The organism is Rhizorhapis suberifaciens (assembly GCF_014200045.1).
Lineage (GTDB): Bacteria > Pseudomonadota > Alphaproteobacteria > Sphingomonadales > Sphingomonadaceae > Rhizorhapis > Rhizorhapis suberifaciens.
The window spans coordinates 169,565-190,917 of sequence record NZ_JACHOV010000003.1 but is presented as its reverse complement, the minus strand read 5'-3'; the positions used below and the strand labels follow the sequence as shown (position 1 = coordinate 190,917).

16 protein-coding genes are annotated in these 21,353 nt (G+C 58.3%); 9 read left to right on the top strand and 7 right to left on the bottom strand.

Going from position 1 to position 21,353, the window contains the following annotated elements:
* Position 1: 1 nt before the first annotated feature.
* Positions 2–700, top strand: a complete 699-nt coding sequence (locus HNQ99_RS05110; protein ID WP_221232579.1) for a sulfotransferase family protein — start codon at positions 2–4, stop codon at positions 698–700.
* Between the two features lie 737 nt (positions 701–1,437).
* Here the strand turns inward: HNQ99_RS05110 and HNQ99_RS05105 are convergent.
* From HNQ99_RS05105 to HNQ99_RS05090, 4 genes are all read right to left on the bottom strand, one after another.
* A complete protein-coding gene (locus HNQ99_RS05105; protein ID WP_184474558.1) occupies positions 1,438–1,740 on the bottom strand; it encodes a SpoIIAA family protein in 303 nt (100 codons plus the stop codon).
* Between the two features lie 475 nt (positions 1,741–2,215).
* Positions 2,216–2,554 carry a nitrite reductase small subunit NirD gene (nirD, locus tag HNQ99_RS05100; RefSeq protein WP_184474557.1) on the bottom strand — a complete coding sequence of 113 codons (339 nt, stop codon included), beginning with the start codon at positions 2,552–2,554 and terminating at the stop codon, positions 2,216–2,218.
* A gap of 3 nt (positions 2,555–2,557) precedes the next feature.
* Positions 2,558–5,035: a nitrite reductase large subunit NirB gene (gene nirB, locus HNQ99_RS05095; RefSeq protein WP_184474556.1), complete on the bottom strand. Its 2,478-nt coding sequence runs from the start codon at positions 5,033–5,035 to the stop codon at positions 2,558–2,560.
* Positions 5,036–5,069: 34 nt separating this feature from the next.
* Positions 5,070–6,281 carry a nitrate/nitrite transporter gene (locus HNQ99_RS05090; protein WP_184474555.1) on the bottom strand — a complete coding sequence of 404 codons (1,212 nt, stop codon included), beginning with the start codon at positions 6,279–6,281 and terminating at the stop codon, positions 5,070–5,072.
* Positions 6,282–6,406: 125 nt separating this feature from the next.
* Here HNQ99_RS05090 and HNQ99_RS05085 point away from each other — a divergent pair, with 125 nt between their 5' ends.
* From HNQ99_RS05085 to HNQ99_RS05070, 4 genes are all read left to right on the top strand, one after another.
* Complete coding sequence (locus HNQ99_RS05085; RefSeq protein ID WP_184474554.1) at positions 6,407–8,098, top strand: bifunctional protein-serine/threonine kinase/phosphatase; 1,692 nt, start codon at positions 6,407–6,409, stop codon at positions 8,096–8,098.
* Positions 8,099–8,429: 331 nt separating this feature from the next.
* Positions 8,430–8,822 (top strand): DUF6766 family protein, encoded by a 393-nt coding sequence (locus tag HNQ99_RS05080; protein ID WP_184474553.1) that lies wholly within the window; start codon positions 8,430–8,432, stop codon positions 8,820–8,822.
* Positions 8,823–8,913: 91 nt separating this feature from the next.
* Complete coding sequence (locus HNQ99_RS05075; protein WP_184474552.1) at positions 8,914–9,855, top strand: helix-turn-helix domain-containing protein; 942 nt, start codon at positions 8,914–8,916, stop codon at positions 9,853–9,855.
* A 126-nt stretch (positions 9,856–9,981) separates the two neighbouring features.
* Positions 9,982–12,606, top strand: a complete 2,625-nt coding sequence (locus HNQ99_RS05070; RefSeq protein ID WP_184474551.1) for a TonB-dependent receptor — start codon at positions 9,982–9,984, stop codon at positions 12,604–12,606.
* A 79-nt stretch (positions 12,607–12,685) separates the two neighbouring features.
* On the opposite strand, the gene HNQ99_RS05065 is transcribed toward HNQ99_RS05070, so the two are convergent.
* Both HNQ99_RS05065 and HNQ99_RS05060 read right to left on the bottom strand, forming a co-directional pair.
* On the bottom strand, positions 12,686–15,208 hold the full coding sequence (locus tag HNQ99_RS05065) for an ABC transporter permease (protein ID WP_184474550.1): 2,523 nt from the start codon (positions 15,206–15,208) through the stop codon (positions 12,686–12,688).
* Positions 15,205–15,906, bottom strand: a complete 702-nt coding sequence (locus HNQ99_RS05060; protein WP_184474549.1) for an ABC transporter ATP-binding protein — start codon at positions 15,904–15,906, stop codon at positions 15,205–15,207. Before HNQ99_RS05060 ends, HNQ99_RS05065 begins: the two co-directional genes overlap by 4 nt.
* Between HNQ99_RS05060 and HNQ99_RS05055 the strand changes: the two genes are divergently transcribed.
* Positions 15,905–16,618, top strand: a complete 714-nt coding sequence (locus HNQ99_RS05055) for an arylesterase (RefSeq protein WP_184474548.1) — start codon at positions 15,905–15,907, stop codon at positions 16,616–16,618. The two genes, HNQ99_RS05060 and HNQ99_RS05055, sit on opposite strands and share 2 nt — an antisense overlap.
* Positions 16,619–16,625: 7 nt before the next feature.
* Here HNQ99_RS05055 and HNQ99_RS05050 read toward each other — a convergent pair whose 3' ends face one another.
* Entirely contained in the window at positions 16,626–18,917 is a 2,292-nt protein-coding gene (locus HNQ99_RS05050; RefSeq protein ID WP_184474547.1) for a PAS domain S-box protein, read from the bottom strand.
* Positions 18,918–19,073: 156 nt separating this feature from the next.
* Between HNQ99_RS05050 and HNQ99_RS05045 the strand changes: the two genes are divergently transcribed.
* The 3 genes from HNQ99_RS05045 to HNQ99_RS05035 all read left to right on the top strand — a co-directional run bounded on the left by HNQ99_RS05045 (position 19,074) and on the right by HNQ99_RS05035 (position 21,290).
* The gene (locus HNQ99_RS05045; RefSeq protein WP_184474546.1) at positions 19,074–19,532 is read left to right on the top strand and encodes a hypothetical protein; all 459 of its coding nucleotides are present in this window, start codon (positions 19,074–19,076) and stop codon (positions 19,530–19,532) included.
* Positions 19,533–19,631: 99 nt separating this feature from the next.
* Positions 19,632–20,171, top strand: coding sequence for a hemerythrin domain-containing protein (locus tag HNQ99_RS05040; RefSeq protein WP_184474545.1), 540 nt, complete (start codon positions 19,632–19,634; stop codon positions 20,169–20,171).
* Between the two features lie 390 nt (positions 20,172–20,561).
* On the top strand, positions 20,562–21,290 hold the full coding sequence (locus HNQ99_RS05035) for a response regulator transcription factor (protein WP_184474544.1): 729 nt from the start codon (positions 20,562–20,564) through the stop codon (positions 21,288–21,290).
* Positions 21,291–21,353 lie beyond the last annotated feature (63 nt).

Sequence of the window (21,353 nt, the reverse complement as noted above, 5' to 3'; positions counted from 1 at the left end):
CATGATGGTCCTGCAGGTGATTGGCGCCGGACTGGGCCGAACCGGTACCTTATCGCTAAAGCTCGCGCTGGAGCATTTAGGTTTCGGGCCATGTTACCATGCGATGGAAATTGCCGCCACGGTCCGCGTTTCGCTTCCTCTGTGGAATGATGCGGTCCAGGGAGCCCCGGATTGGGAGCGAATCTTCGCAGGCTATGGTGCGGTAGTGGATTATCCAGGCTGCCTGTTCTGGCGGGAATTGATGGTACGCTACCCAGAAGCGAAGATCATATTGACGGTACGCGATGCGGACAGTTGGTTTGAATCGGTAAACGCGACGATTTTTCCGGCAGAGCGGAACGGCACATTGCTGGGCGAACCGGGTTTGGGGATCAGCGATTTTCTGCGCAAGGATTTCGGCGACCAAATCGCCGACCGGGCGTTTATGGTCGATTATTTCAATAGCTGGAACCGTTCGGTCATAGAAGATGTCCCGAACGAGCGCCTTCTGGTCTTCAACGCGAGCGATGGATGGATACCGCTGTGTGATTTTCTACACGTCCCTTGCCCTGACGTCCCCTTTCCTTGGCTCCACGCCCGGGAAAAGAAGCCGCGCTGGAAAAAGCGCCGACAGATGAGCGCGACCGGACATACGCCGTCCGAACTTGAAAGGACGGTTCGCGACTATCTCGACGATCTTCGCGAAAGCGCGTTCCGGTGAAGTGAAAGCAACGTCTTGATGAAATTTGCACTGCCCTTCTTTTGAAAACCTGCCCAGATTTTCCAATTACAGGGAACCGACACACGCCTACATCGCGGCACCATACCTGCGCGTCTGTCAGTTAACTGACCCTCACTTGAAGGGTAGGGCTAAGGCAATAGCACAGGCCTTCACCAGTCCCTTGGCTTGCCGCCGCTCGTCTTTGGCTGAAGTTTTTTGTCAACGGACCTCCAGTCATCTGCCGCGTTGCTTTGTCTATTTTCCTTCGGCTCGGGATGCGACTGCTGCAGCAAGCGTCTCAGTTTTTCATTGGGTCCGAAAACCGCCTCGGCAGCGCATTGGAGCGATACCGGATATCCCTTATCGGCATTGAATGGATTGGCCATGTGTCGTCTCCGCCCCCCAAGGGTGGAGTATCAGCTTCCTATTACCCCCAGTATTTTCGGATATCAAAAGCGGCGCAACAGGCCGCCCCGTACTTGGGTGGGCATCTCTCCTCAGGCGCGAACGGGCCGCTCAAGGCCCAGCGACGATGTGGGAAGGGGACTGTGCAGTCGACCTTCTTTCCAATCGCTTCTTTTTGTCGCTATAAAATAATCCGATCTTCTTCCTAAGAATACCAGAAGATTCGACCATTTAGGATTATATATCAATCCCTTAACGAAATTCATCGGTTGACTTTTGGAAAAGGAAACGCTGACCTGAATCCTATGATATCAGGAATGTAGCCCGGACTTTCAGCTTGCCAGCCAGGCCAGGGCCTCCTCCTCACTCTCGAAACAGGCGATGGCTGGGTTATTCGCCAGGCGATCAAGCTGCATCTTCATCAGGGTGCTAGCAACCAGAAAAGCTGCTCGCCGCATTCCGTTGTCGACCAGCCATCTCAATCCGTCCTGGACCGTGCTCGTCAGTGCTTGCGGCAATGTAAATGCCTCGCGAGCATCAAGTAGAAGGTCAAAATCTTGTACGCTCGCTTTTAATATGCGGACCTGCGTTCTTATGTCGCGATCGTACCGCTCCATGTCGTCGGGTGTGGCCAAAAATCCTTGGCGATCACGAAGAGGAGTTTTCTTTCTAAATCAACGGTGATCGAATACATGTCACCTCCGGGGCAGGTTGATGGGGCAGTTTCCGGAACGCTGCTCGTTCACCGCCTGCCATCAGCTTCACCTCATAGTTAACGGAATTAAGCAGCTCGTGGGGTTTTGGATTTTGATGGTCTTCCTCTCCGCGCGAATTCCGTGGTAGATGACGTCTTACCAAAGCTTCGCTCATTTGAACAAGAGAGAACTAAAAACATAGATGACGACGCGCCGATAGGCGGCGAGCGACCATTGGACCGCTAATCCAAACTATGAAACTTCATTATTAGAGTTTCATTACCATTAATTGGATAAGCCACTGGTGAGCCGCCTTAATTATCATTTCCGCGGAAACAGAGATACGATTGCTCCTTTGGTTTCGAGCCAATAGGATCGTGCTCGTTTCCGCAGAAATGCCGATCAGGCGAAAAGGTCAGCCCATCCCTCTCAGCGCTTCGGCCCGGCTGATAAGGATACGGCCCGCATCTACCTTTACCGGAATGATGGGTGTGCAGCCCTTGTCTTCGCCCAGCGCCTCGCCGGTTATGAGTGAGATGCGCCAATTATGCAGCGGACAAGTGACACTGGTGTCATGGACTATCCCCTGACTGAGAGGGCCGTCCTTGTGCGGGCATTTGTCCACCAGCGCGTGAACGCCGCCATTGGCTGTGCGGAAGATTGCGATCTGTTCGCCTCCCTGCACGAGCAATGTGCGTGCGCCCAAAGCCGGTAACTGGTCCACCGGACCGATGTCGAGCCATTCAGCCTGCATGGTTCAGCGACCTCCCGCGATGGCCACCGCGAACGGCCGGATCTCGGCGATATGCTGGTGCAGTTCCTTTTCTGCGCCGCTTGCCCGCTCTGCCCAAGGGTCCTTCTGCAAGAAGCTTTGAGCGTAGTGGAAGCGGGCCGCCAGTGCTTCTCGGCCGACTTCATCCTCGACGATCCTTTTCTTCACATAATCGAGGCCGACCCGCTCCACCCATGGAGCGGTCCGGTCCAGATAGCGGGCTTCCTCACGATAGAGCTGGATAAACGCCGCACAATAATCGAGCGCTTGCTGTTCGGTTTCTACCTTGCAGAGCAAGTCGGTGCCGCGCAAATGGATACCGCCATTGCCACCGATATGCAGCTCATATCCGCTGTCGACGCAGATCACGCCAAAGTCCTTGATCGTTGCTTCGGCGCAATTGCGGGGGCAACCAGACACGGCGATCTTGAACTTGTGAGGCATCCAGCTGCCCCAGGTCATCTTCTCCGCCTTCACGCCGAGACCCGTCGAATCCTGAGTGCCGAAGCGACACCATTCGGATCCGACACAAGTCTTCACCGTGCGCAACGCCTTGCCATAGGCATGGCCGGATACCATGCCGGCGGCATTGAGGTCGGCCCAGATAGAAGGCAGGTCCTCCTTCTTGATACCGAACAGGTCCAGCCGCTGGCCGCCGGTGACCTTCACCATGCGGGCGTTGTATTTTTCGGCCGCGTCGGCAATCGCACGCAATTCCTGCGGAGTGGTGACGCCGCCCCACATGCGGGGGACGACCGAATAGGTGCCATCCTTCTGGATGTTGGCGTGCATCCGTTCGTTGACGAAACGGCTCTGAGGATCTTCCTCATGGCTTTCCGGCCAGGCGCATAGCAGATAGTAGTTGAGCGCCGGGCGGCAGGAGGAGCAGCCATCGGGGGTGGACCAGTGCAACGCCTGCATCACCTCCGGAATGTCCTTCAGTTCCTTTTCCTTGATCAGGCGGCGGACATCCTCATGGGTGAAGCTGGTGCATTTGCAGACGGTCTTTTCGGCGCGTTCGCCGGCATAGTCGTCACCCATGGTGATGGCCAGCAGGCCTTCGACCAAGCCCGTGCAGGATCCGCAGCTTGCCGACGCCTTGGTGCAGGCACGGATCGCATCGAGCGTGCAGGATCCGTTTTCGATCGCCGCGACCACCGTGCCCTTGGAAACGCCGTTGCAGCCGCAAATTTCCGCGTCGGCGGAAAGGGCGGCAACGGCGGCATTAGGGTTTGCGGACGCGCCCCCTCCAGAGGCGAAGGCTTGGCCGAAAATAAGCGCGTCGCGAACCTCGGAAATATCCTCCTGACGCTTCAAAAGATCGAAATACCAATTGCCGTCCGCAGTGTCGCCATAGAGCACAGCGCCGACGATCTTGTCCTCCTTGACGACGACGCGCTTGTACACGCCGCGAGAAGCGTCGCGCAGGACGATGTCCTCGCACCCCTCGCCGCCTGAAAAGTCTCCGGCTGAAAAGACGTCGATGCCCGACACCTTGAGTTTGGTGGACGTGACCGAGCCTTCATAGCCGCTGGGCGATGCGACCAGACCATCAGCAAGTGACCGGCACATTTCCCACAGGGGGGCCACCAGGCCATAGCAAGCCCCACGATGCTCCACGCATTCGCCCACCGCCAATATGTCCGCGTCGGAGGTGACCATGTGGTCGTCGACATGAATGCCACGTCCAACGGCCACGCCCGCTTCCTTGGCAAGCGTGGTGCTGGGCCGAATGCCAACAGCCATCACGACGATATCCGCTGGGATTTCCCGGCCGTCTTTCAACCGGACGCCCTCGACCTTGCCATTGCCGTAAATTTCCTGGGTGTCGGCCTGCGTCAGGATATCCTGCCCACGCGATTCGAGTTCATGCTTCAGCAGCCATCCAGCCGCTTCATCCAATTGCCGTTCCATCAGGGTCGGCATCAAGTGGATGACGGTGACTTTCATACCTCTGAGCGACAGGCCATGCGCCGCTTCCAGTCCCAAAAGGCCACCGCCGATGACCACTGCATTGCCGCCCTGGTTGGCCGCCGCGAGCATCTTGTCGACATCGTCAAGATCCCGGAAGGTCACGACGCCCGGCAAGTCCTTGCCCGGAACCGGAATGATGAAGGGATCGGAGCCCGTCGCGATCAGTAGCTTGTCATATTCGACGGCCTTGCCCGAGCGCGCGATGGCGAGCTTTTTGCCCTTGTCGATAGCCGTAACCGGATCGCCTGAAATCAGTTCAATCCCGTTGCTGCTATACCAGGCCTCATCATTGATGATGATCTCTTCAAAGCTCTTCTCTCCGGCCAGTACCGGCGAGAGCATGATCCGGTTGTAATTGACCCTTGGCTCCGCACCGAAAATGGTGATGCGATAGCGGTTGGGATCGCGGGCGAGGATCTCCTCGACGGCCCGGCATCCGGCCATGCCGTTGCCGATAACCACAAGATGTTCGCGGGCGATTATGCTCATGTCGGTCTTCCTTAAAATCCCTGTAGTCCGAATATCAAATGCGTACGTTCTGGATCGCGGCGCCCCAGGTCGTCCGCCAGCGCGTCTTGACCGAGGTGAGGCCGAGCAGCGCAATGAGCGCCAATCCGGCGAAGATCAAGAAGCCAAGCTGCGGGCTGCCGGTCAGCTGCTTGGCAAAACCAAGCGAAGAGGCGAGATAGAAGCCGCCAACACCGCCAGCGAAGCCTACAAGGCCGGTCATAACGCCAATTTCGTTTCGGAAACGCTGCGGCACCAGTTGGAACACCGCGCCATTGCCCACGCCCAACGCCAGCATGGCGAGAACGAAAAGGGACAGGGCAAGCGGGATGGTCGATGGGCCAGTGCTGATCGCAACCATCGCGGCCGCCGCTACCGTATAAACCAGCGTAAGCGTCTTGATGCCACCGAAACGATCAGCGAACGCGCCACCCATCGGACGGACCAGCGATCCTGCGAACACGCAACCGGCTGTGAAATAGCCAGCAACGATGGTCGACACGTGGAACTGATCGGTGAAATAGATGCTGAGCGAAGCAGTGAGGCCGGAGAAGCCGCCAAAGGTAACGCCATAGAAAAGCATGAACCACCAGGCATCCACATCCTTCAGCGGATCGAGATAAGCGTTCAGGGGCTTGGCGGGCGGCTGGTCTGGCGAATCCTTGGCAAAGACCATGTAGATGGCGAAAACGATAGCCAGCGGGATGCAGGCAAGACCCAGAACCGCGTTCCAGCCGAAGAGTTTGGCCAAGCCGGGCGCGAAAAGGGCGGCCAGAACGGTGCCGGAGTTGCCCATGCCGGCAATGCCCATCGCCTTGCCTTGATGCTGTGGCGGATACCAGCGCGACGCCAGCGGCAAGGCGACCGCGAAGCTCGCCCCCGCAAAGCCAAGGATAACGCCAAGAGCCAGGGTTCCTGTGAAAGTATCGACGCCCATGAACCATGCAATGAACAGGCCCACCATCACGATCACCTGTCCAATCGCGCCCGTCATTTTGGGCCCGATACGATCGACGAGCAGGCCATTGACCAGCCGCAGGATCGCTCCTGCCAGTGTCGGCACCGCCACCATCAGACCTTTTTGGGCAGGTCCCAAACCAAGCTCCTTGGCAATGTCCGGTGCGAGAGGGCCAAGCAGAACCCAAACCATGAAGGCCAAGTCGAAATAAAGGAATGCGGCGATAAGGGTGGGCCGGTGACCGGCTTCCCAGAAACTGTTGCTCTTCATGCTTTTTCCATGGGGTTGCTGGCGATGTATCTAGCCAGGGGTTGACGGGCTAAGGCAAGTTTGTGTCCCCTCGCGCGCATGTGCGAGGCGCCTGTTTCAGCGCTTGGGGAAAGGGTAGGATTCAAATGGTTCCGAGCGGAAGCCTGACAATTGCGACGGGAATAGTTAGCGAACGGGGCAAACGCCCCGACAATCAGGACTTCGCCGCCGTCTATCTTGGAACGCCGCTTGAGCGGGTGAATCACGGCATTGTTGCCGCCGTGGCGGATGGCGTTGGCGGGGCGAAAGGCGGACGCGTCGCGTCGGAACTTGCGGTCCGATCGCTCATCGACGGCTATTATTGCCAGCCCGACACGATCGGCGTCACCAAGGCTGCCTGTCGAGTCATTGACGGTTTCAACCGCTGGCTTAACGCCCAGGGTCAGACGGATCCGCGCCTGCAGGGAGCGGCCACGACATTCACCGCCGTTATCCTTCGCGGGCGGCGAGCTCATATCCTGCATGCGGGGGATAGTCGCGCCTGGCATTACCGGGACGGAACGCTCACGCTTCTGACCGATGACCATGTCCTGCCGCAGCCCGACCTGCGCCATGTGCTGTTTCGAGCCATAGGGATCGAACCGCATCTTCGCCTCGACGAACGCAGCCAGCCGCTGGCCGAACATGATCGTATTCTGATCACCAGCGATGGCATTCACGGCAGCCTCAGCGACAAGGCGCTTGCCGCGCTTCTGGAACGACGCGGTTCCGCCGAAGCGGATGCCGACGCCATTGTCCAGGCAGCGCTGGCGGCGGGAAGCCAGGACAATGCGACAGCCGTGCTGATCGACATTGTGTCGTTGCCCGCCCCGGACCAAGTGACGATCAGTTCGGTGGCAGAGGGCCTGCCGATTCCGCCTCCTCCGCACATTGGCGAAAGCGTCGATGGTTACCGCCTGGAAAGCCTGCTGGGCGAAGGCCGCTATGCTCGACTTTTCCTTGCCCGCGACGGTCGGGAAGGATCCGAACTGGTCCTGAAATTTCCAAAACCGGCTGTTCTTTCCGAAAGGGGCGCTCGCCTTGCCTTCACTCGCGAGGCAATCGTCGGTGCGCGTGTCCATAGCCCGTTCGTCGCGGAAGTTATCGATGTACCTCGCGAACGGCAAAGTCGCCTGTATGTCGCCATGCCCTTTTATGCCGGCGAAACGCTGGAACGTCGCCTCAGCCATCCACTGACCATCGCCGCCGGAGTCAGTATCGCAGCGCGGCTGACGCGGGGTGTCGCTGCTCTTCATCGACTCAATATCGTTCACCGCGACATCAAACCGGAAAATGTCATTCTGACCGAGGACGAAGGACTGCGGCTGATCGACCTTGGCGTTGCCCGCCTTCCCAAGTTGGAGGAATTTGTCGCCCGCGAGATTCCCGGCACCCCGAGCTATATGGCGCCCGAACTTTACGATGGAGAGCTGGGAAGCGAGGCGACCGACCAGTTCGCACTGGGCGTCACGCTCTATCGCATGTTCACCGGCCGCTATCCCTATGGCGAGGTGGAGCCTTTCAGCCGCCCCAAATTCGGCAAGCCGGTTCCCCCTTCGCGGCATCGCCCGGACATGCCCGCTTGGCTCGAAGCGGCGCTTTTGCGGGCCATTGCGGTCGATCCGCAAGAGCGATTCGGCGATGTGATGGAACTGCTGGTGGCACTGGAGGACGGAGGCACCCGCGCCATCGGCACGCCGAAGCCTCGTTCGCTTTACGAGCGTAATCCGCTGCGTTTCTGGCAAGCTTTCTCGTTGCTTCTGTTTGTCATGCTGATGATTGCGCTGGTCAGCCGCTGACAGAGGCGGCAGCCCCTGCTTCGAAGGATATTCAAACTGGAAGGCCAGCTTCCGCACGTACATTCACTCCCGACAACATGGCTGAAGAAGGAGGCCGAAGGCCCCCGACAGCGCCGTTGCTGTCGATTGAGAATGCCGCAGGTTCCGGCGGCCGTTAATTTCATGATGGTCGCAGCGTCGTTGCTGCGATGCAACAGGAATTAAAACGAACCCGCAGGAATGTCAATCTCGCTGTGTGGCGACCTGCGTCAAAAGTTGGACTCCGTTACTCAGCCGGAACCTTCGGCGCATTGCGCGGGTTGTTCGAAGTAGAAGCATCGGAGTACTGTACATGAGACGCTATGCTTATGCTTGGATCACCATAGCCTTCTTCCTGATTTCGCTCTTGGGCCACTGGCTTTTTGGCTGGTATGCCTTTGTCGACGAAGCGAGGGAGCACAGCCAGGCGCCGCAATTCAACCAATATTTGATTGAGATGGGACGGGATACGTTGGAGAACTGGCAGTCGGAATTTCTTCAGTTGCTTTGGCAGGTCGTAGGCTTGGCTTATTTTCTCTATGTCGGTTCTCCGTCATCGAAAGAAAATGATGACCGATTAGAAGCAAAGATCGACGAGCTTCTGAGAATCACCGGAGGAGATAAGGCAGAGACTGTGATTCTTGACTTGGACGAACGTTATTTGCGGACGCACGGTCATGCCAAGCCGCATGCTCATCGCGAATAACAGGGATTTGCTCAGTTTGGGGCGGGGGCTCTGGACAAAATTTGTTATGTGACATTATTATTTAAAGCACGAAAATCAGAAGGGGGGATGAATGTTTGAGCAATATTCAACCAGAGTCGCTGGCCGCGGAGAACGACTGGAATATTGGAATCATCTGATTGGCGGCATTTTCACCGGCATGGTCGTCGACAGCGACACCGACATCGATGCTTCCTGGAAGCAATGCACGCTAGGCGATATCAACTTTGCCATTGCCGACTCGCCAAAGGCCCGGATTTCGCGCTGGCATTCCCGATCATTGCCCCCGGATCGGTCGGGCAGGGTGATCGCCCATATCCAGAATATCGGCTATAGCTTAAGTTCGCAGCGGTATCGGGATGCAAACCTGAATGCTGGGGACTTGGCGCTCTGCATCCCCCATGAACCTTATGAACTGCAGATTTCTGACCGTAACCAGGCGATCGTCCTCGATATGCCGGAAAGCCGGCTGACGGAAATATACCCCGATTGGGAATCGACGATCGGCCATACGGTGTCCACTGGCGCGCTGGGCAGCGCTTTGTTGCGGAATTTTCTGGCGCTCCTTCATCGCCACTGCTGGCAAAGCGAGCCGTGCGAGGAAGAAGCGCAGGCCCTGGCCGAAATCGTCTGGCAACTCCTGGGCCTGTCCCTGACCGCGCGAAAGCCGAATGCCGACGCCGGTTCGCCGGATGTGGCCGCTGCGGTCACCAGCTTTGTCGAGCGGCATCTGACCGACCCTGAAATGAGTACGTCAACCATTGCGCGTTCGATGTCGCTGTCTCCCCGAACCGTTCAGAATGTATTTGCGGCCATGGCCACCACACCGACCGAGTTCGTCCTGACGCGCCGTCTCAACCGCGCTGCCGAAATTTTGTCGTCCGCCATGGATTGCGGTTCGATTACCGATCTCGCCTTTGATCTTGGCTTTAACGATTCGGCTTATTTCACCCGCCGGTTCAAAAGCCGTTTCGGGGTTACTCCAACATCTTTCCGCGCCAGCAGACGAAATTAACCTTCGCTCCCCTATGCGCGATTGTCCGGTTTTCGCTGGCATGGGCGTCCAAGAATGGACGCCGATTGTCCGTTAATCTTGGAACAAAGGACGGTAATACGCACAAGGATTAAACGGGGAGATTTCATGATATCCATTCAATTGAAACCCAGTATGCTGGCGATTGCTATCGCCAGTCTGCCGGTGTCGGCGATGGCGCAGGACGCTGCCGGTGTTGATGCGACCGAAGCCGGCGGTATTCAGCCCATCGTCGTTACTGCTCAAAAGCGCGCGGAAAATGTCCAGGACGTTCCCATCGCGATTTCCACATTCACGGCTTCGGCGCTACAGGAGCGCGCGGTCGGAGATGTAAGCCAGCTTTCGAATATCGCACCCAATGTCAGCCTTGATGCGGGCACGCCATTTTCGGCCTCCCCTGCCGTGCTGGCAGCGTTCATCCGCGGTATCGGCGCGGACGATTTTGCGTTCAACATTGATCCGGGCGTCGGCATTTATGTCGACGGCGTCTATCTCGCGCGTACCGTGGGCGCCAATCAGGACCTGCTGGATGTCGAACGGATTGAGGTGCTGAAAGGGCCGCAGGGCACGCTGTTCGGCCGTAATACTATCGGCGGCGCGATCTCTATCGTCACGCGTGATCCGGGCGATGAATTCCGCTTCACCGGCGACGTCACCACGGGCAGCTATGATTTGATTCAGGTCCGGGGTTCAGCCGACCTGCCAATCAGCGATTCGCTGAGTTCGTCCGTCACCTTCGGCGTAAAGAACCGGAAGGGTTTCCTGAAACGGCTGGTCTTTGACGACGCACGCGCCGCCAATGCCGATCCTTTCACGGCGTTCTCCCAGGCCGGCAGGGACTCCGCCGCGCGGGAAGGGGTCACCGACAACTGGAATATGCGCGGCAAGCTGAAATGGGATAATGGCGGCCCCTTGAGTCTGGTGTTGAGCGGTGACTACACCAAGGACAAGAGCACTACGGCGAACAAGCTGCTGGGGACGACGGAATTCGTGCCGGGGCCGTTCGCGCCAACAAACCCGTTCCCCGGGACGGCGTTTAATGACGGATCCATTCCCGTTTTTGGCCCACCGGCCGGAGGATTCCTCTTTGCGGGTCTCTATAATTTCTGCATCGGGGCTACCGGGGCGGAAATTTCAGCCCGGAATGCGAATGCGCTTTGCGGCGTCCGCGGAACGCAGTTCAATCCGGCGCTCCAACTCGGTAGCCTTGCCAGCGTCAATGTCGATGCTGATCCGACCAATGACCGTATCCCCTGGGACAGCCGTTTCCTGGTTAATGACGTCGACAAGAGCTATGCATCCGGCAACAGCTTTTCGGACCTGAAGACTTGGGGCCTTGGAGGCACGCTTCAATATGACGTGTCCGATGCTCTGACCTTGAAATCCATCACCGGCTATCGCGAATTGCATTGGAAGGCCGGGGTGGACGCCGACGGTTCGCCGCTCAACTTCGGGCAGCTGAGCTTCACCATGAACCAATGGCAGTTTAGCCAGGAATTGCAGGTGCTTGGCCACGCGCTCGACAGCAAGCTGAACTATGTGCTGGGCGCCTATTATTTCAAGGAAGCGGGAGACCTCCACGACTATGTCACCTTTGCCGAGGGTTTACTGCAGGTCGATGGTCCCAATGATCTGAAGACCGAGAATTACGCCTTTTTCGGGCAGATCGACTATCGCCCGATCGATCTCATCGGCATCACTGTCGGCGGCCGCTACACGCATGAAAAGAAATGGTTCGAGGGGGGGCAGCAGGACCTGAACGGCTTAAACTACAAGCTATTCGGCTGCTCGGACGCTAACGGCAATGTCACGCCTGACGCACCATTCCCGTTGGTGCCTGCCTTAAGCTGCCAAACAGCACTCCGCTTCCCCGATCCTACCAACCCGCTTCGCCTTTACACGCCGGGCGTCAACCGCAAGACGTTCAGCAACTTCTCGCCCAAGGTCGGTGTGCAGGTTCATCCCAATGACGATGTGATGGTCTATGCCAGCTGGTCGAAGGGTTACAAGACCGGCGGCTGGACCACGCGTCTCAGCAATCCGCAGGGCAATGTCGCGCCAGACTTTGATGAGGAAAAGGCGACCACCTGGGAAGCAGGTATCAAGTCCACGCTGATCGACCGCAGGCTGCAATTGAACGCCGCGGTGTTCACCACCGATTATAAGGGCATTCAGCTCAACATCCAGATCGGCACTTCGCCCACCATCGACAATGCGGGCGATGCGCGGATCAAGGGCTTTGAGTTGGAAATGGTGGCAGCTCCCGTGGATGGCCTCACCATCAGTGGTTCGGTCGGGCATTTGGATGCCGAATATTCATCCGTTGCAGCGGGGGCTCTGGCTGTCAGTGGCGCCAATCCGTTCCAGGCAGGCATCTCCGAAGGCGCTACGCTGCCCAAGACCCCGAGTTGGAAAACCAACATCAGCCCGCGTTATGAAGCGAAGCTCGGCAATGGCGGGTCGCTCGTTTTCCTCGGCGATTGGACCCATATCAGCAGCATGTGGAACGACACGCAGCGCACTTTCCTCATGAAGCGTCCGTCGGCCGATATGGTGAATGCCAGCGTCACCTATGAGGAACCGAACGGCCATTGGACGCTCACCGTTGGCGGCACGAATCTCACCAAGGACCGCTATCTGACATCTGGCGGGTCGAACATCGCTGCTGGAGTCATGTTCGGCACCTATAACAGGCCGCGCGAATGGTATGCGCGGCTTGGCGTCAAGTTCTAACCATCTCTCCTGGTCCCGGCTCATCCTCGTCGAGCCGGGACTTTTTTTCTGCCGGTCAGTTCCTCGCTGCGGAGGAATATCAAAGGGCTCGCAAGGCTCTTGAAGGCGGCACGGATATCAGCGGCAGCGAAGCCAGCAGTCCGATTCCCAGGGTCACGATTGCACCCGCCCCCAGCGTTCCCATCACGACCCACCAGTCCGGGGCCCAGCTGAATTCAAACACACGAACGATGACATACCAGGCCGCCGACAGGCCGAACGCCAGCGATACCAGCGTCAGAACCAGCGCCAGCAGCAGATATTCCAGCGCCTGGGCGCCCAATATCTGCAACCGTGTCGCACCCAATATCTTCATGATCACACTGTCATAGCTCCGTACCTGCCGCGACGCGGCAATCGCTCCTATCAAAACGGCAATCCCCGCAAGGATCGCGACTGAAGCGGCCGCGATGATGGCGCTCGACATCTGGCGGAGAAGCGTGCTGACTTGAGCCACTATTTCGTTCACCGCTATGATGGAAATCGAGGGGAAGGCGGCGAGCAACGCGCGTTGCACGGCGGCGTCGCGGCTCTTGTCCATGGTTATGGTGGCGGCCAGGCTGTGCGGAGCGTTCTTCAGCGCGTTGGGCGAAAAAACAATGATGTAGTTGAAGCCCATCGTATCCCAATTCACCTGCCGCAGGGATGCGACGCGCGCCTCGATCTCTCGCCCGAGGACGCTGACCGTCAGCCTATCGCCGATGCCGATGCCCATGACCTTCGCCGCTTCACGATCCAGGGAGACGAGCGGAGGTCCCCGGTAATTCCGGGGCCACCATTGCCCCTCCACCAGATCGCTGCCTTCCGGAAGGATATCGCTGTAAGTGACGCCTCGCTCACCGCGCAGAAACCATGCGCCGTCGGGCAGTTCATTGAGGTCGGCTACTCGCTGGCCGCCATAAGCCACGATCGTGCCGCGCAGCGCCGGTACAATGTTGAGTTCCGCTTCCGGCGCGCTTGCCGCCACCAGATTCCGGAACTCGCCCTCCCGCTCTGCGGGAATGTCGAGGACGAACTGGTTGGGCGCGCGCTCCGGAACGGTGCGTTGTATCTCCGCGTCCAGACTGGTCTGAATACCGGCCAGCGTCACGAAGAGGGTCAGAGCCAATCCCAACGCAATCACGAGCGCCGGCGTCTGCGAGCCCGGCCGATGCAGATTGGCGACCGCAAGCCGCCATAATGGGCGCCTTGGCCGTGGGGCTGCTGCGGCAATGCGCCTTACGCTCCAGCCGATGGCGAGCAGCAACAACAACACGGCCGCTGTCGCCCCCAGCACGGTTGCGGAGAAGAGGGGCTCGTCCGCCGTCCCCAAGGCGAGAAAGACAACCCCGGCAGTCGCAGCCACGCTCCCGATAAGGCTCCTCCAGCCGACCCTCGCGCGACGCTCCACCGACGCGCGGAATAATGCGGCGGCGGGTTCTGTTCTGGCCCGTGACAGCGGGGGGAGGGCAAAGATAAGCGCGATCAGCAGTCCATAGGCGGCGCTTTTCAGCAGCGGCAGGGGATGAAGCGTCATGCCCGGCTGCACCGGCAGCATGTCCTGCGCTAGCCATATGATGACCGGGGGCAACAGCGCACCTGCGACCAAGCCGCAGCCTATGGCGACCAAGGCCACTGCTCCGGTCTGCAACAGGTAGATGCGCGTGATGTCCGCGGATGTTGCTCCCAGGACCTTGAGCGTCGCAATGCTGCTTCTCTTCATGGTGAGATAAGACGAGACACCGTTGCTTACCCCAATTCCGGCAATGAGCAGGGCAGTTAGTCCAATGAGCGAGAGGAACTGGCCCATCCGCTCAAAAAAGCGATTGGCTCCGGGAGCGGCGCGATCCCGGTCCTTGAACTCCCAGCCTGTCGAAGGAAAGCGCGCCTCCAATGCTTCCCTGGTTTTATGTGCATCCTGTCCTGGGCGTAGCTTGATACGATATTTGCTTTCAAAAAGACTGCCGGGCTGGATAAGCATCGTCCGCCGCAGCCCTTCCAGGGAGGTGATCGCAACCGGGCCCAATGTGAATCCCTCGCCGACGCGATCGGGCTCTTCTGCAATCACATCGCGAATGGTGAATACCGCTTCCCCATAATGGAGCCGGTCGCCGGGACGCACATCGAGCCGATCGATAAGCGATTGGCCGACAACCAGCTCATCGGGCCGCAACGGGTGCTTGTGCGCGCCCTGGCGAAGGCTGAGGCGGCCATAAAGAGGGTAAGCTGAATCAACGCCTTTCAGCTCGGTCAGAACAGCAGCCGGCCCGTTGTTGCTTTGGCCATGGCGCTGGGCCATGGCGCGCATGCGAATTGTCTCGCTTAGCTGGCCAGTTTGGCGGAGCTGTGCCTTTTCAGCGTCACTGGCTTCCCGCTGCATCATAGCAATTTCAATGTCGCCGCCCAGTAACGCTTGGCCTTTTATCGCCAGTTCGCCAGTGATTGCCGCTGTCAGGCTCCCTATGGCGGCGAGCGTCGCCACGCCAAGAAAGAGGCAGATGAACAGCAGGCGCAGGCCACGGAAATTGGCATGCAGGTCCCGGCGTGCAATCGCCCAGCTGGCCCTCCAACCCAGTGCTTTCATCTCAGGCGGTCCGAGATGATCTGGCCGTCGCGCATCTGCACGATCCTGTCGCATCGCTCCGCAAGCAGGGAATCATGCGTGATTATGACCAATGTCGCGTTCGTGGCGGCCCGCCTTTCGAACAGCAGGTCGATGATGGCCGATCCAGTGGCCGCATCCAGATTGCCAGTCGGTTCGTCGGCGAAGATGATATCCGGTCCGGGCGCGACGGCGCGCGCGATCGCCACGCGCTGTTGCTCACCGCCTGAAAGTTGTGCTGGATAATGGTAAACGCGGTGGTCCAAACCCACTGCCTTCAGCTCGGCTTTGGCCCTTGGGAAGGGTTCGGCGAAACCCGCGAGTTCCAGCGGCACCGCCACATTTTCAAGCGCCGTCATTGTTGGCAGCAGGTGAAAGGATTGCAGCACGATACCGACCCGTCCTCGCCGGGCGCGGGCAAGGTCGTCTTCGTCCAGCACGCCGTAATTCTGGCCAGCGACCATGATCTCACCATTGGTGGCGGACTCCAGGCCGGATAAGGTCGCCATCAGCGATGACTTGCCCGATCCCGATGCACCCAGAATGGCCAGGCTTTCCCCGCGCATGATGTCCAGATCTATGTTCCGTAATATCTGTACCGGTGCATCCCGTGTACCGAGCGAGAGCGTGACATTGCGCGCGCGGATCGCAATAGTGGACTGGTCGGTTGTGCCATGCATGAGGGAAGGATGCTCCTTGGCCGGAAAGTTATTCTATTATGCGTTGGCGCCGTTGCTTTTCCAATTGGTGGCGGGCTGTTCGGATGACAAGGCCGCTTCGGATCGGACGCAGGTCAAGAGGTCGCCCGCACGATCGGACCATTCCGCTGAACATTCGCGACTGGTCGTGGTCTTTGGCGACAGTCTTTATGCCGGATATGGGTTGAAGCAAGGCGAAGGCTTCGCTCCCGAATTGCAACGTGCCTTAAGCAGAAAGGGTCTTGATGCCTATGTCCACAACGCCGGAGTTTCCGGTGACACCAGCGCCGCTGGGCTGCAGCGGTTGGCCTTCACGCTCGACGGCCTGCCGCGCAAACCCGATCTGGTGATCGTCGGCCTTGGCGGCAATGATATGCTGCGCGGGCTTAGCCCTGAGCAAACACGCGCCAATCTCGATGCTATCCTGAACGAATTGGATAAACGCCATATCCACGCCATGCTGACAGGGATGCTCGCCGCACCCAATCTCGGCAAGGACTATGCGGATGCGTTCAATGCCATTTACCCCGATCTCGCCAAGAAACACTCCGTGCCGCTATATCCCTTTTTCCTGAAGGATGTGACGGGCCAGCGAGATCTATTGTTAGAGGACGGCATTCACCCCAACGCACAGGGCGTCGATATCATCGTAAGGCATGTTGCGCCGGTGGTGGCGTCCAGCCTCGCGGCCTGATCAGTCCTCAGGCCTTTTTGGGTCGAAGTTGCAATATGTCATTGTCCTGAGCCAGGAGGCCTTCGATAGCATGAATGGCGGCATCCCGCATCAGCGGCTTGTTTACCAGGGGAGCTTGCCGGAAGGCCTCTGGCAAAGTGTCCCGCCCATATCCGGTCACGAATGCAAAGGGCTTCCCTTTGCGGGTCAGGGCGGCCGCAACCTCGTCCACCGGTTCGCCGCCAAGATTGGCATCAAGCAGTGCTGCATCGAATTCGCTGTTCGCGATGAGGCGCATGGCTTCAGGCACTGTAGGCGCGGTCCCGACGACAATGCATCCCGCTTCCGCCAAAGTGTCGGCCATGTCCATGGCGATAAGGGGTTCGTCCTCTATCAGCAGCACCCGCGCGTTGCGGAGGACAGTGGGCGGTTCTGAGGGCTTTGACGCAGGTGAGGCAGGAACGTCAGGGGAGAGCGTGCGCGAAAATATCTGCGTTGCCCGTTCGGGCAGGGGCAGAACGATGTCGCATTCCAAACCCTGGGCGCGATAACGAACAGTTGCCTGCCCTCCATCTGAAGCCAGGCTCTTTTCAATAAGCGTCGTTCCAAAACCGCTTTCTTGCGGTGCGATTACCTCTGGCCCCCCGCTTTCACGCCACCAAAGCAATAGGTGGCGTCCCTGATTTGAGCGGACCTCCCAGTCAATGGAGAGGCGGCCCTCGGGCGTCGACAATGCACCATATTTACGTGCGTTGGTGCCAAGTTCATGCAGCACCAGTGCGAGATGCAATGCAGGCTGGGGTTCAAGCTGGATCGGCGGCCCAGAAAATGAGATGCGGTCGTCCTTTTCCCCATCGACCAATAATTGGTCGCGAACCAGGGGGAGCATGGAGGCTCCCTGCCAAGCGCTTTGGGTGAGCAGGCCATGGGCGCAGGCCAGCGCCTGAATGCGTCCCGCAAATCCGGCGGCGAATTCGGATGGCGAACGGATGCTCCGCGCCATCTGGTTGGCGATCGATTGGACCGTCGCCAGCGTGTTTTTGACGCGATGGTTCAACTCTCCCATCAGCAGGCGCTGCATTTCCTCGGCTCGCTTTCGTTCGGTAATGTCTCGCGCCACCTTCGAAGCACCGATGACTCGCCCGTACTTGTCGTGAACGGGGGAGACGGTCAGCGACACATGTACTCGTTCGCCGGTCTTCGTCACTCTTTCGGTCTCGAAATGCTCAATGCGTTCGCCGCGTCGTAGTCGCGCAATGATTTCGTCTTCTTCGGATCGTAGTTCGAGTGGAATGATCTTGATGATCGGCTCGCCTATCATTTCTTCAGGAGTGTAACCGAAGAGCCTGGTGGCGCCGGCGTTCCAGGACCGGATTCGTCCGTCCAGCGTCTTGCTGACGATAGCATCGTCAGAGGACGATACGATGGCCGCGAGATGAGCGGACTGCACCTCAGCGGCGTGGCGTTCGGTTATATCGATCAGCATGTTGACCGCGCCTGTCAGTTTCCCATCAGCATCGAACAAAGGCGTTGGCCATGGCGCGAAGCGGACTTGCGCGCCATTGGGACGCTCGGCGATAGCTTCCTCGCCCCGGATTGCCCGCTTCTCCTTGATCGTGATCGCCATTGGACATTCATTGTGGGGCATTGGCCTTCCATCGAGGTGATACAGCTTCCAGGAGACGCACCATTCATCACTCAGCAGCGCCGGGGTCCGGCCGGACAATTCTACACAGGCCTGGTTGTAGTAAGTAATCCGTCCTTGAGGATCGGTTGTGTAGACGGCTGCCGGCAGCGCATCGAGCACGTCGCGAAAATGCTGTTCGCTCCGGCGGGTGCGTTCCTCTGCCTTGATGAGGTCATCCGTGCGATTTTTAAGCGCCTCCTGCGTATCGGCCAGATCGGAGATGTCCTGAAAGCAATTGACCGCACCAGCCAATTTTCCCTCATCATCGAACAAGGGATCGACATTGACGAGGACCAGTAGCCGCTCTCCATTTGGGCGTCCGATAAGAAGATGTCGGTCGCGAACCGGTTTGCCGTTCTTTAAAGCTTCGGCCATGGGCGTTTTGTCTGCAGACAATGGCTCCCCATTTGGGTCGAACAGTCGTTTGGCCGGGTTGAAGAGGCGATTGGGATCGCCCAACTCAGGCTCGAAACCCCAAAGCTCTGCGGCGCGCTCATTATAATAGCGGATCAGGCCGTCCCGGTCGCAGCAAAATACGCCCATAGGCAAGGCGTTTAGGATTATCGTCGATCCAATTGCCTGTTCAAAGGCTTTCTTGCCGCTGTCAGACGCCATCGCCGTTTCTTGGTTCATAAGATGTCCATCTATTCACCCAAGCGGGAAGAATGGCTGACGGAAGCGAGAGTTCCGCCCGAGGCCGATGAGCGTGCGGAACCGCACGATGCTTTAAGCTTTATTTTATTTTCGCCGGGGAGACCGATCGGCTCACATTCCTCCAAAGGAAATATGATGAAATGGAATCCATTTTCTCTTTGGACCGACATGTGGACCAGCGGCATGGAACTAGCGACCGCTGGACTGAAATATAGCGAAATGATGGGTGCATCGGCGCACGTCATCCACAGCCGTTGTGGATCGATCGCAGAGGCGGTGCGAGATCCGCTTCAGGGAGACTATGCCGAATTGAGCCGAATGGTGCCGGAAAAGGTGGATGCCTTTTCGCGCGCGGGTAGAGCAGCCTTCGCTGACCTTTACGCCATTCAATCGGACGTCCTCGCCAATTGGATGCTTATTGGCGCTATAGCTGCTGCAGTACGATTACCGACAGCCGTGGAAGCCGATCGGTTGGCCCGCCGCTCTTCCCGCATGGGTGCTCGTGCTTCGGCCGCCGCAGGCAAGGCGCTGGCGCCGGTTCATCGCCGTGCGACGAGCAACGCCAAGCGGCTGAAGCGGAAGAAACGCATCTGATTGGACGTCGCCATTTTCGGAAATCGGATGGAACGAACGGAACGAAGCAAGCCTCTCCGGCTTTCTTTTGTCAGTGGGTGGCCAACCGGAGGACAGGAAATGCCTACCAAGAAGTTGGATGCGATTGCGATGCTGAAGGAAGACCACCGAAAGGTGGAGGACCTGTTTGAGCAGTTCGAAAAAGCCCGTGGAGATGATCGGAAGCAAAGGCTGGCTGAAGAAATATGCATGGAATTGATCATTCACACGATGATTGAAGAAGAAATTTTCTATCCCGCGCTCCGCGGCAAAATCGAAGGCGACGTGCTGGATGAAGCCTATGTCGAACATGACGGGGCAAAGCTGTTGATTGCGGAGCTTTTGCAGAGCGGTCCGTCAGCCGACTTTTTCGACGCCAAGGTGACCGTGCTGTCGGAGGAAATAAAACATCACGTAAAGGAAGAAGAAAGGCCATCCAGTGGGATGTTCGCGCAGGCCAAGTCGGCGGGCGTCGACTTGACTGGCCTTGGCGAACGGCTTCGCCAGCGTAAGGAGGAGCTGAAGTCTGAATTCAAATCCAATGGGTTGCCTACTCCAGTGACTCGTTCATTGAGCGGTGCATCCTTGGAATTCGGTCAGCCTGTGACTGCTATGGCTTAGGGCACTATTTGACCACTAGTCATCCGGGTGCAAAGGGGCCGCCATTCCGCGATATTCGGAATGGCGGCCTTATTAGAATGACCTGCCTTTGTCCTTTAACCCACCATAGCTCGTTAGCATTAGCCATTTTGCCCTGACCGCCGTACCCCAATAACTTTTGCCCCTTGGGGGCGAAAACGGGAATATCGACACCCCAGAGAACGGCAGGGTTTCGCATCTTCCGCTGGCCAGTCTCGGCCCGGCTTGTCCGGTTGGAATGTCAGGACTGAAGTGGGAGGCAAGCATGAAAGCAATCCGGAATTTTCTCGTGGTACAAGCCGAACGCCAAACGGCTGGAGGCTCTCGTTCTCACAGTAATTCGCGCGATGCCTACGCACAGCGGCGGCCTTGGTGACCGCGCTGGAGCTGGAGAGGCCCGGGGGACAGACTGGGCGGAAGCGGGAAGGGGGAGAAAGCGTGCGCGTACTGCTGGTTGATCCTTCTCCGCTCAGCCGAAGCTGCCTTCTTGCCGGCTTCAGTGAAAATGCGACCATTTCCATCACCGGCTGCGGCCATCTCGAGGAACTTGGCAGTGATCCGCCTCCCGAAGGGGATCCGGAGGTTGTGATCCTTCAAGCCGGAGGTCAGGACATCGGTTCCCGGGAATTCGGAGAGCGGCTGAAGACACTGACGCTGCGCTTTCCGGGAGCCGCTACGATGCTCTTGTCCGGCCCTCATGACGTCACTCAGATGCTACACAGTCTTCAGCTTGGCGTCGGCGCTTATATTACCGGCGATGTGGCATTGGCCCCGACCATCGCCGCACTTCAATTGATGCGGGAAGGGCTTATCATCTATCCTCGCGCAGTCTTGGCCAATATATTTGGAAATGGAGTGGCCGCCCCCAAAGCAGGATCAGCGCCCGATATGCTTGAGACGCGAGCCGGTGATACGATCCTGACGCCGCGGCAGCTCGACGTGCTTCGACTGCTTGCCCGCGGCCTATCCAACAAGGCCATCGCGTCCCAACTGGATATCAGCGAAAGCACGGTCAAGGTTCATATCCGAGCGATCATGGAACGGACCGGCATGCTGAACCGCACTCAGATCGTGGCGCATTTTTTCCGCGAATGGCAGTAAGGAGACAGGGGCATTCCCACTTTTTGCGGAAATGCCCCTGGCACGTGGATCAGGCTGCAAGGC

Excerpts from the sequence above, each read along its gene's own strand:
- HNQ99_RS05110 (WP_221232579.1), top strand. The coding sequence starts at position 2 with ATGATGGTCCTGCAGGTGATTGGCGCCGGACTGGGCCGAACCGGTACC.
- nirD (WP_184474557.1), bottom strand. The coding sequence starts at position 2,554 with ATGCAGGCTGAATGGCTCGACATCGGTCCGGTGGACCAGTTACCGGCT.
- nirB (WP_184474556.1), bottom strand. The coding sequence starts at position 5,035 with ATGAGCATAATCGCCCGCGAACATCTTGTGGTTATCGGCAACGGCATG.
- HNQ99_RS05090 (WP_184474555.1), bottom strand. The coding sequence starts at position 6,281 with ATGAAGAGCAACAGTTTCTGGGAAGCCGGTCACCGGCCCACCCTTATC.
- HNQ99_RS05085 (WP_184474554.1), top strand. The coding sequence starts at position 6,407 with ATGGTTCCGAGCGGAAGCCTGACAATTGCGACGGGAATAGTTAGCGAA.
- HNQ99_RS05080 (WP_184474553.1), top strand. The coding sequence starts at position 8,430 with ATGAGACGCTATGCTTATGCTTGGATCACCATAGCCTTCTTCCTGATT.
- HNQ99_RS05075 (WP_184474552.1), top strand. The coding sequence starts at position 8,914 with ATGTTTGAGCAATATTCAACCAGAGTCGCTGGCCGCGGAGAACGACTG.
- HNQ99_RS05070 (WP_184474551.1), top strand. The coding sequence starts at position 9,982 with ATGATATCCATTCAATTGAAACCCAGTATGCTGGCGATTGCTATCGCC.
- HNQ99_RS05065 (WP_184474550.1), bottom strand. The coding sequence starts at position 15,208 with ATGAAAGCACTGGGTTGGAGGGCCAGCTGGGCGATTGCACGCCGGGAC.
- HNQ99_RS05055 (WP_184474548.1), top strand. The coding sequence starts at position 15,905 with ATGAGGGAAGGATGCTCCTTGGCCGGAAAGTTATTCTATTATGCGTTG.
- HNQ99_RS05060 (WP_184474549.1), bottom strand. The coding sequence starts at position 15,906 with ATGCATGGCACAACCGACCAGTCCACTATTGCGATCCGCGCGCGCAAT.
- HNQ99_RS05050 (WP_184474547.1), bottom strand. The coding sequence starts at position 18,917 with ATGAACCAAGAAACGGCGATGGCGTCTGACAGCGGCAAGAAAGCCTTT.
- HNQ99_RS05045 (WP_184474546.1), top strand. The coding sequence starts at position 19,074 with ATGAAATGGAATCCATTTTCTCTTTGGACCGACATGTGGACCAGCGGC.
- HNQ99_RS05040 (WP_184474545.1), top strand. The coding sequence starts at position 19,632 with ATGCCTACCAAGAAGTTGGATGCGATTGCGATGCTGAAGGAAGACCAC.